Annotated in this window: 17 protein-coding genes and 1 pseudogene; 6 read left to right on the top strand and 12 right to left on the bottom strand. The window is 42.6% G+C overall.

The window, feature by feature from the left end:
* Positions 1 to 2: 2 nt before the first annotated feature.
* From THEPK_RS13485 to THEPK_RS11435, 4 genes are all read right to left on the bottom strand, one after another.
* A complete protein-coding gene (locus tag THEPK_RS13485) occupies positions 3 to 185 on the bottom strand; it encodes a hypothetical protein (RefSeq protein WP_198011329.1) in 183 nt (60 codons plus the stop codon).
* 74 nt (positions 186 to 259) lie between these two features.
* Entirely contained in the window at positions 260 to 1,225 is a 966-nt protein-coding gene (locus tag THEPK_RS11445; RefSeq protein WP_042702085.1) for an aminotransferase class I/II-fold pyridoxal phosphate-dependent enzyme, read from the bottom strand.
* A 1-nt stretch (position 1,226) separates the two neighbouring features.
* Entirely contained in the window at positions 1,227 to 2,087 is an 861-nt protein-coding gene (cbiB, locus tag THEPK_RS11440) for an adenosylcobinamide-phosphate synthase CbiB (protein ID WP_042702082.1), read from the bottom strand.
* A 107-nt stretch (positions 2,088 to 2,194) separates the two neighbouring features.
* A complete protein-coding gene (locus THEPK_RS11435) occupies positions 2,195 to 2,950 on the bottom strand; it encodes a uracil-DNA glycosylase family protein (protein WP_042702079.1) in 756 nt (251 codons plus the stop codon).
* Between the two features lie 42 nt (positions 2,951 to 2,992).
* On the opposite strand from THEPK_RS11435, the gene THEPK_RS11430 reads away from it, so the two are divergent.
* Genes THEPK_RS11430 through cobZ form a run of 3 tightly spaced genes read left to right on the top strand, consistent with a single transcriptional unit; the run spans position 2,993 to position 4,300 of the window.
* Positions 2,993 to 3,232 carry a hypothetical protein gene (locus THEPK_RS11430; protein ID WP_042702076.1) on the top strand — a complete coding sequence of 80 codons (240 nt, stop codon included), beginning with the start codon at positions 2,993 to 2,995 and terminating at the stop codon, positions 3,230 to 3,232.
* Complete coding sequence (locus tag THEPK_RS11425) at positions 3,229 to 3,873, top strand: PAB0415 family putative ATP pyrophosphatase (protein ID WP_042702073.1); 645 nt, start codon at positions 3,229 to 3,231, stop codon at positions 3,871 to 3,873. Before THEPK_RS11430 ends, THEPK_RS11425 begins: the two co-directional genes overlap by 4 nt.
* Positions 3,866 to 4,300, top strand: coding sequence for an alpha-ribazole phosphatase CobZ (cobZ, locus tag THEPK_RS11420; protein ID WP_042702071.1), 435 nt, complete (start codon positions 3,866 to 3,868; stop codon positions 4,298 to 4,300). The genes THEPK_RS11425 and cobZ overlap by 8 nt, the downstream gene beginning before the upstream one ends.
* Here cobZ and THEPK_RS11415 read toward each other — a convergent pair.
* From THEPK_RS11415 to THEPK_RS13255, 4 genes are read right to left on the bottom strand one after another with little or no spacing between them, the layout of a single operon-like run.
* On the bottom strand, positions 4,297 to 4,995 hold the full coding sequence (locus THEPK_RS11415) for a hypothetical protein (protein ID WP_042702069.1): 699 nt from the start codon (positions 4,993 to 4,995) through the stop codon (positions 4,297 to 4,299). The two genes, cobZ and THEPK_RS11415, sit on opposite strands and share 4 nt — an antisense overlap.
* Positions 4,992 to 5,873: an ABC transporter ATP-binding protein gene (locus THEPK_RS11410; RefSeq protein WP_042702066.1), complete on the bottom strand. Its 882-nt coding sequence runs from the start codon at positions 5,871 to 5,873 to the stop codon at positions 4,992 to 4,994. Before THEPK_RS11410 ends, THEPK_RS11415 begins: the two co-directional genes overlap by 4 nt.
* Complete coding sequence (locus tag THEPK_RS11405; protein ID WP_042702064.1) at positions 5,861 to 7,267, bottom strand: radical SAM/SPASM domain-containing protein; 1,407 nt, start codon at positions 7,265 to 7,267, stop codon at positions 5,861 to 5,863. The genes THEPK_RS11410 and THEPK_RS11405 overlap by 13 nt, the downstream gene beginning before the upstream one ends.
* A gap of 50 nt (positions 7,268 to 7,317) precedes the next feature.
* Entirely contained in the window at positions 7,318 to 7,473 is a 156-nt protein-coding gene (locus THEPK_RS13255; protein WP_158508491.1) for a hypothetical protein, read from the bottom strand.
* A 309-nt stretch (positions 7,474 to 7,782) separates the two neighbouring features.
* Between THEPK_RS13255 and cobS the strand changes: the two genes are divergently transcribed.
* A complete protein-coding gene (gene cobS, locus THEPK_RS11400; RefSeq protein ID WP_042702063.1) occupies positions 7,783 to 8,478 on the top strand; it encodes an adenosylcobinamide-GDP ribazoletransferase in 696 nt (231 codons plus the stop codon).
* The gene (locus THEPK_RS11395) at positions 8,475 to 9,026 is read left to right on the top strand and encodes an NTP transferase domain-containing protein (protein ID WP_042702061.1); all 552 of its coding nucleotides are present in this window, start codon (positions 8,475 to 8,477) and stop codon (positions 9,024 to 9,026) included. Before cobS ends, THEPK_RS11395 begins: the two co-directional genes overlap by 4 nt.
* On the opposite strand, the gene THEPK_RS11390 is transcribed toward THEPK_RS11395, so the two are convergent.
* A complete protein-coding gene (locus THEPK_RS11390; RefSeq protein WP_042702058.1) occupies positions 9,006 to 10,457 on the bottom strand; it encodes a cobyric acid synthase in 1,452 nt (483 codons plus the stop codon). The two genes, THEPK_RS11395 and THEPK_RS11390, sit on opposite strands and share 21 nt — an antisense overlap.
* Before the next feature lie 28 nt (positions 10,458 to 10,485).
* The gene (locus tag THEPK_RS11385) at positions 10,486 to 11,505 is read right to left on the bottom strand and encodes an ABC transporter substrate-binding protein (RefSeq protein ID WP_042702055.1); all 1,020 of its coding nucleotides are present in this window, start codon (positions 11,503 to 11,505) and stop codon (positions 10,486 to 10,488) included.
* A gap of 84 nt (positions 11,506 to 11,589) precedes the next feature.
* On the opposite strand from THEPK_RS11385, the gene cobT reads away from it, so the two are divergent.
* Complete coding sequence (gene cobT / locus THEPK_RS11380; protein ID WP_394296069.1) at positions 11,590 to 12,582, top strand: nicotinate mononucleotide-dependent phosphoribosyltransferase CobT; 993 nt, start codon at positions 11,590 to 11,592, stop codon at positions 12,580 to 12,582.
* Here cobT and THEPK_RS12780 read toward each other — a convergent pair.
* Both THEPK_RS12780 and THEPK_RS11375 read right to left on the bottom strand, forming a co-directional pair.
* Positions 12,566 to 12,706: pseudogene (locus THEPK_RS12780) on the bottom strand (adenosylcobinamide amidohydrolase); the annotation flags it as partial. The gene cobT and the pseudogene THEPK_RS12780 overlap by 17 nt on opposite strands.
* A partial coding sequence (locus tag THEPK_RS11375) for an RNA-guided endonuclease InsQ/TnpB family protein (RefSeq protein WP_083965091.1) occupies positions 12,706 to 13,808 on the bottom strand: 1,103 nt, incomplete at its 5' end. The gene THEPK_RS11375 and the pseudogene THEPK_RS12780, both read right to left, overlap by 1 nt.

Genomic DNA, 13,808 nt, shown 5'->3' with positions numbered 1-13,808 from the left:
TCTTAATTTCTCCTCATCCTTGCTTCCCAGCGAAGGAAAATAAACAGAAATATCATAAAAATCGTGATATAGTAGCTGATAGCAAAAGGCAGAACACCCATAATTCCCAATGTGTAGAGGGTAGCCAGAATTATAACAACTGGGAGCAACAACCTATAGAGGCGTTTCCTCTCCATTCCTTTCACTCCGTGTTGGTATTCTCCTTGATTTTTAAACGTTTTGGAAAAAGAGTATAAAATCAGCGAACATTGGACTTCCTTCACTTGTCGAGGTGCTTTAAAGCCTCTATTAGTTTGTCATTTTCCTCTTTTTTTCGAATGCTGAATCTTATGTGGCCAGGCAATCCAAAACTTGAGCAGTCTCTAACGAGTATTCTCTTCTCCACAAGCTTCTCAACCGTGCTTTTTGCATCTCCAACGTATTTGATAAAGAAGTTTGCATCGCTTTTTACGTTTAATTCACGTTCTACTCGCTCTTTTTCTTTCCAGATTAGTGGCATTGTTCGTTTTAAGTGTTCAAATTCATCCGCTATGACAAACTCTAAAAACGCATAGCCAAGGGATCCAATGCTCCAAGGCATCCTTACACTTTTGAAGGCCTCCTCAAACCCAACAACATAGCCAACTCTAATCCCTGGCAAGCCATAGCTCTTTGTAAATGTTCTCAGCTTTACTATGTTTTCACTTTCGGGACTTTCTGCATCTTTCACGAAATCTATAAAAGCCTCATCTAGAACGAGAAGTGAATTTTCATCCTCCACTGCTTGGATTAAGGGCTTAAGCTCTTTCACCCCATAGAATTTCCCATCAGGGTTGTTGGGATTGCAGAAGAAGATAATACTACCTTTATCAACTTTCTCAGCCATTGTTCTTGGATCATTTGGAGTCTTTATGATCTCAGCCCCAAAAATTTTTGCAATTCTCTCGTATTCTCCGTAGGTGTGCTCTGGAATGATCACTTTTCTTTTTCCTTTCATTGCGAGGATGCCAACTAGGTATAAAGCTTCGGTTATTCCAGCCGTGACCGTTAATGGTTCCCCTACAATGTTCAAAAGTTCTTCTTCAAGCCCTTCCCAGTAGAGGTAGCGATTGCTTAGGGTTTTAGCACGCTCAAACATCTCATCTATCCATTCTGGAAGATAGGGGTTCAATGAAGCTGAAAAGTCCAACAATCCCTCCCTTCTAGCGCCTCCATGCTGAGTTTTAAATTTAACAGGCTTAAGCATTCTACCACCTCCATATAGCCAAAGCAGATATAAGTATCCATTCACCCACAACAATCCAGTAGATTCTAAGAGCTCGTTTTATATCCTCAAGTTCTGGTGCTTTGCCATCAAAATGGTATGCCCCGTATTTCTCAAGCCAGACTCCTAAAACGGCGCTCATTGCCGCAATCGGTTTATCCCCATTTATTTTGAATTTGGCCTTTTTATAATGAGACAACACCTTTCTAGGGCCGAAAGGAAGAAACAAAAGAACGGTAAAACGTGCAGGAATAAAGTTTACAAGGTCGTCCATTCTAGCTGCAAACTTTCCAAAAAACTCGTATCTCTCATTCCTATATCCAATCATGGCATCGAGAGTGTTTATGGCTCTATACACCAATGCCCCGCTTAACCCAAAGAGGAGAAAATAGAAAATTGGAGCAACCACACTATCCACGATGTTCTCGGCGAGGCTCTCGATTGCTGCTGAGTTAAGATGGTACCTATCTAGACTTTTCACATCCCTGCTCACAATCAAACCAACGTACTTTCGCTGTTCTTCGATGTCTTCTCTTATGGTGTTCTTTACATGCCAGGCAAGGCTTTTTATAGCAAAGGAGGTCTTTAAAAGGTAAGCACCCAAGGCAATGCTAAGCCATCGAGGCAAAAAGTAAGGAAGTTTTGAAAGGAAAAAGGCAAAGCCAATCACAGCCATCGCCCCTAAAGACCCTATAACAAGGTCTAGAGCTGGACTCCTCCTTCTGTAATGTTTATCAAAAAATTCAATGAGCTTGCCAAACCACACTACAGGGTGAATTAAGGCAGGTGGTTCTCCTATCATCAAGTCCCACACCAAAGCAAGGAGAAAGATTATCGGCTTCATTTCGGCATCAACAGTGTTGGATATTTTATCCTTTTAACTCTTTCCGGAGCTCAATTTAGGGAGAACTAGAATTATCAAAAACTTTGATGGCAATATTTTGCCACGTTTCAAAATACTCCACCATGAATTGAGACAAATGCCTTTCTTATCTCTTCATACTCTTCAAGAATATCCTCATTTGGTTCTTTTATTCCTCTCCTAACGTACCAAGCGGGGTGTTTAAGATAAATTGCATCAAGACCAAGCTTTTTCAGGGCTTTCTGAGCGGTTCTGCCAACGGCAAAAATGGCTTTAGGCTTGAGGATATCGAGCTCCCTCCCCAAAAGCCCTAGCTCCTTTTCCCCAAATCCTTTCAGCTTGTTTTCCGGAGGATTGCACTTAACAACATTGGTGATGTACACAAAATCCGGGTTTATGCCGAGAGAAAAGAGGGTCTTCCTAAGAAGCATTCCCGAGGCATCTCTGTAGAAGCATATTCCCGTTAATCCGCACCCCTTTCTGCCCGGCGCTTCACCTATTAAAGCAATTTTTGAACCCACCCATCCGTTTGCAAAGGGCAAGCCTTCAAAGGCTTTTATTTTCATCTGGTATTCATAGTTTTCTCTACTGCAGAACCTCAAGGGAGATCTAAGAAATTCATGATAAAGCTTAACAAGCTCATAAGCCTTTTTCTCATCCTTCTCATCTTTGACCAGAAACCTTTCCTTCGGGTTGTATAGGGTTTTAGCATAAACCCCATAGGTTTTCTCATCCAGAGAAAGAAGGTCTCTCCACGTCTTTAAGAATAACGGCATGGTTTTGAAGTTTTTTGGATTTATATAAACTTCGCCAATCCTTTTAAGGCTCTCAAACCTCAGCAGCATAAAGGATAAAATGTCCAATAGATTTATAATTTTGGTGGTGGCATGGAGACAAAATTTTGTGAGGGAATAATTGTAAAAGGAAAAAGCCCACAAGAAAGCTGCGCCCTCCACTTCTGGAAGGCTCCATGGAAAAGGGGATTTAAAGGAGCAATTAGCGGAGCTATAAGAGCTTATCCATGGCTATGCCTTAACTGTGGTGCGATAATTCCTTACGTGGAGGAGGCAGAGCTTCAAAAAGTCAAAGAGGAATACGAAGAGGCAAAGCTGGAGGGAAGGCTTTGAGGGGTGTAACTTTTTTCTCAGGTGGAAAGGATGGATTATACGCCCTCTATCTTGCCGAAAAGAGAGGTATCAAAGTTCCCTATTTACTTGCCCTCAAGACTTCAATTGGACTATCTCCCCACTGGGAAAATTTTGATGCCCTTAAGATCATTGCAAATGCCATGGGGAAAACTCTCCTTACCTTTGACATGGCAGAAGGAGGAGATTCTTTAGCCAGATTCATAGCATCCCTTGAAGTTGATTATCTCATAGCAGGGGACATATTCCTAGAAGAACACCTAAAGTGGGTGGAGTGGCTTGCTGAAAAAGCCGGTGTTAGAAGCTTAGAACCCCTGTGGGGACGAAATACGCTTGAGCTAGCCGAAGAGATTCTTAATACTGGCTTTGAATATGCAATAATTGCAGTAAATAAGGAAAAACTTGGAAAAGACTGGTTAGGATATAAGTTTTCCTCCCTGGAAGATTTAGATGTATTCTTAGACAAGAACCCCGCCGTAGATCCGCTCGGTGAAAGGGGAGAGTTCCACACGGTAACACTCTCCGGCCCACTCTTTAGGGAGCGTTTTAAGCTTGAAAAGCTTTCCATTGAGAAAAGCGAAAAGTATTGGTGGTTAAGGTTTAAGGTGATGAGGGATGATTGAAAAGCTTAATTCCAAGGGAATAACCCTTGAAAAAATGCTCGATACTGCCCTGGAGCTCTACATCGGAGAAGAGAGAGAAAAGGTCAAAGAAAAACTCAAGGAAATCATGCTCCACTATCTAAACGATATAAATATCCAAGCACTTTTGACAGCTGCTCTGCTCTTGGAAGAGGACTTCAAAGTTGAAGGTGATCCGATAAACCTAGTTGCCGATGAGCTCATCGGGATTAACATAGCTGAGTATATTGGGGGCAAGATGGCTCTGTTCAACTTCTTTTACTACGACACAAAAAAGCCCGGGATTTTAAAGGAGCTCCCTCCTTTCCTAGATGATGCCATAGGAGGATTCATTGCCGGATGCATGACAAAGCTCTTCGAGCTCACTTCATCCGGGACTCCCAACGAAGGGGGAGGAATAACAATCTAATCTTCCCTGAACTCGATGGTAAGAATCAATACCAAGCACAAAACTAGCCAGAACACTAATGATGCCATAGACAAACCCCCATATTGCGGATGCTCATATGCTATCAGGTGGGAAGCACTGACGGTGGGTATCAGGAGGAGAACATAGCGTAGTTTCTCGGGTGCGAGAGTTATGGGGTAATAAACCGGAAGAAAAACCGTTAGTATGGTTGTTAAAACCGTTGACAGCCTCATAACCGTAAGGGGTTCCCTCATTTTGACACCGATGTACATTCCAATGGTCGTGCTCCATATCCACAGAGAAACCACACCGAAGGCTACATATCTTATGTGAGAAAGCCCAAACTTTGCGAGGAGAGTGAGGATGAGTATCGCCAAGTAAGGCGTAGCCGGCAAACTCATGCCTATCGATATTCCGAGCATCTTCTCTGCTGAATTCCCAGGTAAAGACATCATTATATCGTAAAATTTTGAACGAACTTTCATCCCCACCAGCTCTATTGGAAGATCTGCCATCCCAACCCCAATGATGAAGCTGATGATGGCTCCTGCAATGGCAGATGAAAGAAATCTGCCCTCACTAATCACATAGACGATAAAAATAAACGAAAGTGGTTGTATGGCAAAACTTAAGATTGAGCTTTTGCTCTTCATTAATGCGTTCCCATAATACTCAATTATTGCCCAGAGGTTCATCTCAAATCCCCCACAAGGAATATATCTTCTATGGTCAGTTCCTCTCTTTTAAAAGGGATTCCAGTATCTTTTAGCTCCTCAATCACCTCTCTTTCCTCTGATTTTGACTTGGTATAGACGAAAGTGTTCTTCCCTGCCCTCCTTGTTGTATAGTCCTCCTTGGTAAACTCCCCAAAAACAACTATCTTCGAATGGAACTGTGATAGATACTGCCGTGCAATTTTCTCGGGTTTACCAAAAGCAACCACCCTTCCTTTTTTAAGGAGAAGCACGTTGTCGCATACGCTGGAAATTTCGTTCAAATAGTGGCTTGTTATTACTACGGTGGAGTTCTTGCTTTTTTCTCTCAATATTTCCCACAACTTCAGGCGATTTTCAACGTCGAGCCCCACAGTAGGCTCATCCAGATAGTAGATTTTAGCATCAGCCGACAAAATCATGGCGAGCAGAGTTTTCCTCACCATGCCACCCGAAAGCGTTGACATTATCTTATCGGCATAGTCAATGCCAAACTCCTCCACAGCCTTTCCAGCCCGAATCTTGGCATCTTTCCTTGAAAATCCACGCATCCTGAGGTAGTGGTAAATGTACTCGAAAGGCGTGAGGGTGTAAAAATGGGACTTTGCCTCTTGAGGCAGGAGCGCAAAGAGGTTTTTAATTTCGCTTTTGCGGGAATTAACCTCATGACCGTACAGGAGTATTCTGCCCTTGTCCGGTTTAAGCAGTAAACTGAGAATTCTCACTAAGGTTGTTTTTCCCGCACCGTTCGGCCCAATAATCCCGAGAATGCCCCCTTCCTGCACTGAAAAAGTTAAGGAATCGAGGGCTTTGATTTCTCCATAGCTCTTGGTGAGATCTTCAACTGCTATTGCTTCCATTCTTCCCCCTCCAACTTGGAGGTGTACAATTGGTTTAATGGGGAGCCTGGAATATCTTTTGTGCAATACAGTTCTCGGGGTATGGCCTTGCAAAACGTGTTGCAATATCCTTTCTTATAAAGAACGCATTGTCTGCATTCAGGAGCAACCAAGTTGAATTTATCCTTTTCAGGATCATCAATGCCGATCCTGAAGTATTCTGCAAGGGGAGATGCCAATATGTCTTTTAAAGAGTTTTGAAAAATATTGCCTAATTTAAACTTTTGATCCCTAAGAAAGACGCAAGGATATACATCCCCATTTGTATGTATTTGTATTTGAAAATTAACTGCGCCGCATCTGGCAGTTGGTTTTGTAGGGGGCGGATTAAGGGGTGTCACACCCGCTAAAGACTTCAACACAGTTACATTTTTTGCTTGTTTTGATCCTTGAAGTATCAAGTGGTATGCCTCTACTAGTTCGTTAAGGGAGAGCCCTTCGGATTTTATGAATTTTCCTCTACCAATAGGGATTAATGCTCCATAAACCCAGCTATCCGCTCCTAATGAATCAACGAGTTTAATAATATCGGGCAATTCATGCAAGTTTCTTTTACCTATGGTAGTGCCAACAACGATCATTGTTCTATGATGGTTCTTATCTCTGGCAAGGTTTTTGATAGCCCAAATTACTTTATCATAAGTCCCATACCCCCGATAAAATTCGTGAGTGTCTCGTGTTGCTCCATCCAATGCTATCTGGATTTCATCAACATACTCCTTAACAATGGACAACAATTTTTGATTCTTATACAATGGAGTTCCATTAGTGGCAACTATCACATAAAATCCACGATCTTGAGCATCTTTTAGTATTTTGTCAATCTCTGGATGAAGAAGGGGTTCTCCTCCAGTAACCCATAAAATTGGGATTCTAAGAGTTTCAAGTTCGTCAAACACATGCAAAACTTCATCAAAACTCATGTACAGATTTGTGTGAGGTCCAGAATTAGCATAACAGTATTTGCAAGCCAAATTACAGTAGGATGTAATCTCTACTGCTGCTAGATGAGGAGCAGAGTATGAGTATGGGTGTGCTTGGGGATATGGAGAAAGGAATTCTGTAGTAAATCCCAGCAATTTGCTTAGGCGTTCGTAGAGCATAGCCTCGGCATTTTCTCGAGTCATTCCAAAAGCATTTTGCATCATTGAAACAATTTTTTCATAAGGTACATGTGACTTAGCAAGTTCAAGTAGTGCAATAGTTCCAAGGTCTGTGTAAACTTCAAAACCTTTTGTATCCTTTTTGCTACTAATCTTGTGAAGTACTAATCCCCGTCCTTCCTCTTTTCTCCAGTAGAAAACTCCTGAGTCAACAAGCCTCTGAAGCTTCAAATACAAATCTTCAGTGTTCATTTTACTCCCTCCTTTGACTCATACACAAAAATTAAAAATACAATAGGGGATCAAAAACCACTTATTGACCATGCCCTTGAGTTGCACTGTCTGCCTGCACACAATGGGGGGATTTGGGAGTAGTTGAATTCTGGCTTGGTCTCGACTATGTTTTTAACAAGTTCCAAAATTTCCGCTTCTTGCTTGGCGTCCGCCACGCAAATCACCAGTAGTATATTTAAACACAAAAATTATAAATTTTACTTTTGATACTTCAATATTGTCCAGGATAATCAGTAGGACGTTAGAGTTAGACTATCTTAAGTTAAGATTCCATAAAAAAGATGAAAAAAGATTAAGACTGAACCCACCTAGTAAACAATGATTTCAGCCTTTATATTCCCCTCAACTTTTTCTGATTTTCTCAAGTAGTATTAGTGATTTAAATCGCCCCTACTGCTTATCCTGGCAGTATTCGTACATGGGGCAGACTTTTTAAGCTTTCTTGCAATTGGATTAATTAGCCAGGTGGTTGCATGAGAAACATCATCCCGTTTATGACAAGAGTCCCAATAAGGGGAGACTTCGAAAAAGCTAGGAATGAAATATGGGCCTTTCCTCTGCTTGCTACCCTTACCTCCTCTCTGCCCACTTTGATTTTATACCTTGACCTTCCTATGAAAAACATCTTAGCAATTCTCTCGCTTTACTCCACAATAGGCCTACTCCACTTGGACGGGCTAGCCGATTGGGCCGATGGAATTATGGTTAAAGGAGACAGAGAAAGGAAAATTGAAGCCATGAAAGATCTGAACACGGGTATAGCTGGAATTTTTGCTGTTGTAATGGTACTTTTTGTTCAGATATACTCTCTAAACTATCTCCCATTTTATGCAATATTTCTAGCTGAGCTGAACTCAAAGTATGCAATGCTCCTTGCTTTAGCCACCAAAAAACCACTTGGATCAGGATTAGGATGGTATTTTATGGAAAAGATGAACAAAAGGCAATTGGCTGTTGGCACCTTGTTATACTCGATCCTCATCTTCCCTATAGGATTTTATAACCCAAAGGCCATTTTTTCAGTTGTTGGACTTTTGGTTAGTGCATACGTCATGAAGGTTAGTATAGACAATTTCGGAGGTTTAAATGGGGACTGCATTGGAGCAATAGCAGAGATAACAAGAGCCGGAACACTTTTACTTATGGCTTTTGTCTGGTGGTGTCTATGATAATCATCTTAGCGGGTGGAAAATCTACCAGAATGGGAAAAGAAAAACCAGTATTGAAAATAGCAGATAAAGAAATGCTCCTCTGGGTTTACAATGAGAGCTCAAAGATAGATGAAACCCTTGTTGCTCTCTCGAAGAACACACCAAAAACCAGGGAACTATGCCTCCGGGAGAGGATTCCCTTCGTCAACACGCCAGGAAGAGGATATGTTGAAGACGTTCAGTGGCTCTTGAAGGAGTTTGGGCCATTTGTAAGCGTCTCAGCCGATCTGCCTTTCGTAAAGGCGTGTGATATTGCCCTCATAAGAAGCGAGCTTGAAAAGAAAAAAACCAGCATCACTGGAGTTTTACCTTTAAACATAGTCCCAAAAGACCTTGGAGTTGCAACTTACAGAGGATACGCAATTGTAGGAATTAATGGAGTTTCCTATGAGGGAGAAGAATTCGTTAAGCTAAGAAACCCTCTTTTGGCAATAAACGTGAACACACCAAGAGAGCTTGAACTTGCAAACAGAATTGCCAAGCTCCTACACTCCAAGTTCACTTAGGATGTAATTGAGGTCTAAGTTTTCTTCCACAACTCTGGAAAATCTTTCAATTTCCTCCTCTAGACTCCACTCCTTGAGGCTTAAGGACTCAAGACCCTTCTCCAAGCGAAGCATGTTTAAAAGCCGCTCTGTGAATGCGAAGTTGTGAAAGATTCCGTGGAGATACGTTCCAAAGCTTCTCTCACCTATAGCTCCCTCGGGCTCGAAGGCTTTGGCACCGTTTATCTCCTTTATTATTGAGAACGGCCTCTCACTTGTGGAACGTCCCATCCTTATCTCGTAGCCCTCAACTTCCATTTCCTTGGCTTGCTCCCACAGTATTTTCGATTTCAGGTGGTTGGTTCTCTTTTCCATCGTGAAGATCGTTTTAGCTGGCAGAAGACCGATGCCCCTAACCTTGCCTCTCTTTGACTCGACATTGTCTATTATCTCCTTCCCAAGCATCTGAAAGCCGCCGCAGATTCCCACAACGAAGGAACCTTCTTTGTGAGCTTCAATAATAGCATCTTCAATCCCGTTTTCCCTCATCCAGAGCAAATCTTCAACCGTGTTTTTGCTCCCTGGAATAATTATTAAATCTCCTTCAATCTCGTCGGCTTTTGTTACATAATCAACACCGTTGGCCCACTGAAGGGGCTCGAAATCGGTGAAGTTGCTTATATGTGGAAGCTTGATGATCTGTATGTGCAGGTCACCTTTAACTTTAGGAAACTCTGCTAAGGAATCTTCCTCTGGCAGTTTGTGATCCACATAGGGGATAACTCCCAAGACCCTCTTCCTATATCTCTGCTCCAAATATCCAAAGCCGGGTTCAAGGAGAGATTTATCGCCCCTAAACTTGTTAAAAACAAATCCCATAACTAGCTCCCTTTCCTCCTCGCTTAAAAGCTCCATCGTGCCTACTATTGAAGCAAAACTACCTCCCCTATCTATGTCAGCCACGAGAATAACTTTGGCATTTGCATGCCTTGCAACCCGCATATTTGCAATATCATAATCCTTCAAGTTTATCTCCACAGGGGAACCCGCTCCCTCAATTACTACAACATCATGACTATGCATAAGCTCATCTAGAACCCTCATGGCTCTTTTAAAGAGCTCCTCCTTGGTGGAGAGCATGTATTCTCTGGCTGAAACACTTCCAATGGGCTTTCCCATAAAAACTACTTGACTTCTCATGTTCCCCTCAGGTTTTAGAAGAATGGGGTTGAACCTCACAGAAGGTTTCTTCTTACATGCCAACGCCTGTAAATATTGAGCCCTGCTTATTTCTCCCCCTTCAATGCTTGGAGCAGAATTTAAACTCATGTTCTGGCTTTTAAATGGAACCACATCATAGCCGAGATTTGTAAGACTCCTGCACAGTGCAAGGGCCAATAAAGATTTTCCGGCTCCTGAAGAAGTACCTTGAATCATCAAAGCTCTACCCATAATCATCACCAAAAAGAGAAAAAAAGAATCAGCCTGCCGTAGCTTCACATACGAGAGGCTGATATGTGAAGTTAAACACATCTGGATGTAAGAACTTTGCGATTTCCTCCAATCCCTCGACTATCCTTGGAGTTGGCCTTGAGACAATGTCATCACTGCTTAGAGTGTAAACTCTCCCAGTTTTTACGGCATCAGTGTTCACAAGCTGAGTATTGCAGAGATCCTCTGCATTCATTCCCGCATGTGGAGGAAGGATTATTACTTCCGGATTTCTTGCCAAGACTTCTTCAACACTTACTTGCGGCCAGCCCTGAGTATCTCCAAAGATGTTTTCTCCCCCTGCCAATGTTATGAGATCGTTGATGAAAGTACCGTTACCAGCGGTCATCAGAGGATCGCTCCAGACTATATAAAAGACCTTTACCCTCTGTGCGTCTTGAACCTTGCTCTCTATTTCCTCAATTTTGTCCTTCATTTCAGCTACAACTTCATTTGCTTTCTCTTCTTTATTCGTAACTTCCCCCAAAAGTTCAACTGCTTTGTAGATTTCATCTATACTCTTTGGGTCAATGATTATAACTGGGGCTATCTTTTCAAGTTGTTCTAAGTATTTGAGATGCATTGACGTACCAACTATAAGGTCTGGATTCAAAGATGCTATCACCTCTATATTGGGATCAGAAAATCCCCCGACAACGGTTCTTCCTTCCTGAACATTCTCCGGGTAGTTGTCGAATTTTGTCACTCCAACAACTTTGTCAAGAGCACCTATAAAGTAAAGGGTTTCCGTGATACTAGGAGCTAAAGATACTATTTTTTGAGGCTCTTTCTCTATGGTGACTTCCCTTCCGGCAAAATCAACTATAGTTAATGGATATTTAGGAGCAGGAGTTTGGGTTTCGCTTACTGTATTTGTTGTGGTTGTCGCGGATGTCACTTTTTCTTCAGTAGTTTCTGTTGTGGTAGGGGTGGTTTGAGTTTGCCCGATGCAACCTGCTATAACAACTCCAAACATAAGCAGTACCAGCACAATGGCTACCTTTCTCATGTACCTCACCTGGATAATTTGTCCAGCAATAATAAAAGGGGAAGGTATATAAACCTATTGGATAATTTGTCCAAGGTGATATCTATGATGCTTGTTGTATTGGGAAACACCGAGGTGTCTCTAATACCAGGAATAAGCATGGCAGGAGCAACACCGGAGCTAACAAAACTAACTCCACCGGCAGATGCGGAATACCTTTTTTACGAAAGGCCGAAAATAATAGACGCAATACCAGTGACTCCTGAGGGACATCCAACCCCTGCTATAATCACGAAAGCCGCAAAAGAGCTTGCAAAATTTCCAGTTATGGTGGTAAGGGGAGGTACTTATTTAGCCCCTCTCGTCCCCCATGTGCACATAAGCAGCTATGTGGGAAGAGATTTTAGAAAAGAGAAAGCTTTACCAGAAACTAGGGAAATAATAGACAGAGCAGCCCTTTTTGGGGAAGAACTAAACAAGCTAAATCTGGGAGAAGTAGTTATTGGAGAATCAACACCGGGAGGAACAACAACAGCTCAAGCGGTTTTGTGGGCTCTTGGATACGATGCAAAAACTTCCTCGGCTTCTCCCGACAATCCTCAACCCTTAAAAGAGAAAGTAATAGCAGAGGGGTTCAAAAGGGCGGGTATAAAAGAGGGAGAGCTTAAGGACAAACCATTAACAGCCTTGGAAGAGTTTGGCGACCCGATGATGGCCACGGTTGTAGGGATTGCCCGAGGATTCAAAGGAAGAGTAATACTTGCTGGTGGAACACAAATGCTGGCTGTTGCAGCATTGTTAAGAGCTATGGGGGGAGAACTCGAAAGGTTCACGATTGTAACAACAAAGTGGGTAATAAAAGATAAAAGCTCAACTTTTAGGGAAACAGCAAAGGAACTAGAGATAGAGTACCAATATGCAAACTTGGACTTTTCAAAGAGCAGATTCAAGGGGCTTAGAGACTACGAAAAGGGCTACGTGAAAGAAGGGGTTGGAGCCGGGGGAGCTGCATGGCTAGCACTAAAGAGGGGATTCACTGAGATAGATATCGAGAGGAAAGTAGAAGAGCTCTACGAAAAACTCACAAAGAGTCCTTAGTTTTTTCCCACTTCTTCAAACTTTCTTTCAGAGCTTTCCTAACTGCCCTGCCTATGTCTATTCCAAGCCTTGTGGCGGTTCCTGCCCACTCCTGTTCTCCCTCGAAGGCAAACACCGTTCTGCCTACCAGTAAAGTGCGTGTAGGGCGTTAATTTCGTAACGGGTAGGCTTCCCTCCTCCCGTCTTCATCGGAGGGCTTTCGGGGGGAACGGAGACTCCCCACATCTTCAGGGCTTTCAAACGAATATTCCAACTCCCAACAACATCCCTATCAGCCTCAAAACCACACTCGCATTTTAAAACCCTGTGCCCATTCGGGACTAGCTTCCCCCCACATATCGGGCACAGGGATGAAGTGCGAGCAGGATCAACAAAAACGACACTCACACCCTTCAACTTGGCTTTATACTCAATAATGGCTTGAAGCCTTCTAAAACTCCACCTGTGCAAGCGACCGTTCATTTCAGCCGAATACCTTATTGTGTTCCTGATTTCCGTTAAGTCCTCCAAGGTAATACCACCGTATTTTTCAGCTAATTCAACGATTTTGTTAGCCAATTTGTGATAAAGGTCATTCAGCCTGTTCCTCTCCCTTCTCCCATACTTTTCCAGAAGCTCTTTTCTCTTTTTGCCGGTTTTTATCTTCTTCTGAATTTTCCTCCTCTTTAGGAAGTAGCCAGTTCTAATCTCCTTCTCGTGTGTAATGATCTGGATAAAGTTCCCATCTGGAAGGCTGAGGGTTACATTATTCTCGTTCAAGTCCACACCAACGACGGCTTTTGACTCTCTGACTTCAACTTCCTTTGAGAACACCACGTGGAGGAAAACTCCTTTTGGATTTTTAACCAGCCAGGCTTGCCCTATTTTCCACTCCCTAAACTTCTCGTGGTGTTTTGCCGGGTAAAACTCCAGTTCCAGCCTTCCACTTGGAGTTGAGAGTTTAATAAATCCTCCTTCAAGGTCGAGCTTGAACAGGTGGTCGTCCAGCATTATTACTTGCTTTTTGAAAATGGGTTTTCCGTTGGCTTTTCCTTTTCTCTTCCTCTTCCTGTAACTCTTGTAGATTGAGGTGGCCATTTGACAGGCCGTGTAAATGTAGTGGCTCGGAAGGTCTGGGTATTCCCTCCGGAGGCCCTTGTAAGTCTCCTTCTTCAGCCGGTAAAAGCTCGTGATGTTGTTTTCGAAAGCATAATCAAGGAGAAAATTAACAATATCAGAATAAAGGG

The organism is Thermococcus sp. PK (assembly GCF_000430485.1).
GTDB classification, from domain to species: Archaea; Methanobacteriota_B; Thermococci; order Thermococcales; family Thermococcaceae; genus Thermococcus_A; species Thermococcus_A bergensis.
This window is presented reverse-complemented; position numbering and strand designations above follow the sequence as displayed.

What these genes read in the sequence shown, in the direction of transcription:
- THEPK_RS11445 (WP_042702085.1), bottom strand. Translation starts at nt 1,225, where the DNA reads ATGCTTAAGCCTGTTAAATTTAAAACTCAGCATGGAGGCGCTAGAAGG.
- cbiB (WP_042702082.1), bottom strand. Translation starts at nt 2,087, where the DNA reads ATGAAGCCGATAATCTTTCTCCTTGCTTTGGTGTGGGACTTGATGATA.
- THEPK_RS11435 (WP_042702079.1), bottom strand. Translation starts at nt 2,950, where the DNA reads ATGCTGCTGAGGTTTGAGAGCCTTAAAAGGATTGGCGAAGTTTATATA.
- THEPK_RS11430 (WP_042702076.1), top strand. Translation starts at nt 2,993, where the DNA reads ATGGAGACAAAATTTTGTGAGGGAATAATTGTAAAAGGAAAAAGCCCA.
- cobZ (WP_042702071.1), top strand. Translation starts at nt 3,866, where the DNA reads ATGATTGAAAAGCTTAATTCCAAGGGAATAACCCTTGAAAAAATGCTC.
- THEPK_RS11415 (WP_042702069.1), bottom strand. Translation starts at nt 4,995, where the DNA reads ATGAACCTCTGGGCAATAATTGAGTATTATGGGAACGCATTAATGAAG.
- THEPK_RS11410 (WP_042702066.1), bottom strand. Translation starts at nt 5,873, where the DNA reads ATGGAAGCAATAGCAGTTGAAGATCTCACCAAGAGCTATGGAGAAATC.
- THEPK_RS11405 (WP_042702064.1), bottom strand. Translation starts at nt 7,267, where the DNA reads ATGAACACTGAAGATTTGTATTTGAAGCTTCAGAGGCTTGTTGACTCA.
- cobS (WP_042702063.1), top strand. Translation starts at nt 7,783, where the DNA reads ATGAGAAACATCATCCCGTTTATGACAAGAGTCCCAATAAGGGGAGAC.
- THEPK_RS11395 (WP_042702061.1), top strand. Translation starts at nt 8,475, where the DNA reads ATGATAATCATCTTAGCGGGTGGAAAATCTACCAGAATGGGAAAAGAA.
- THEPK_RS11390 (WP_042702058.1), bottom strand. Translation starts at nt 10,457, where the DNA reads ATGGGTAGAGCTTTGATGATTCAAGGTACTTCTTCAGGAGCCGGAAAA.
- THEPK_RS11385 (WP_042702055.1), bottom strand. Translation starts at nt 11,505, where the DNA reads ATGAGAAAGGTAGCCATTGTGCTGGTACTGCTTATGTTTGGAGTTGTT.
- cobT (WP_394296069.1), top strand. Translation starts at nt 11,590, where the DNA reads ATGATGCTTGTTGTATTGGGAAACACCGAGGTGTCTCTAATACCAGGA.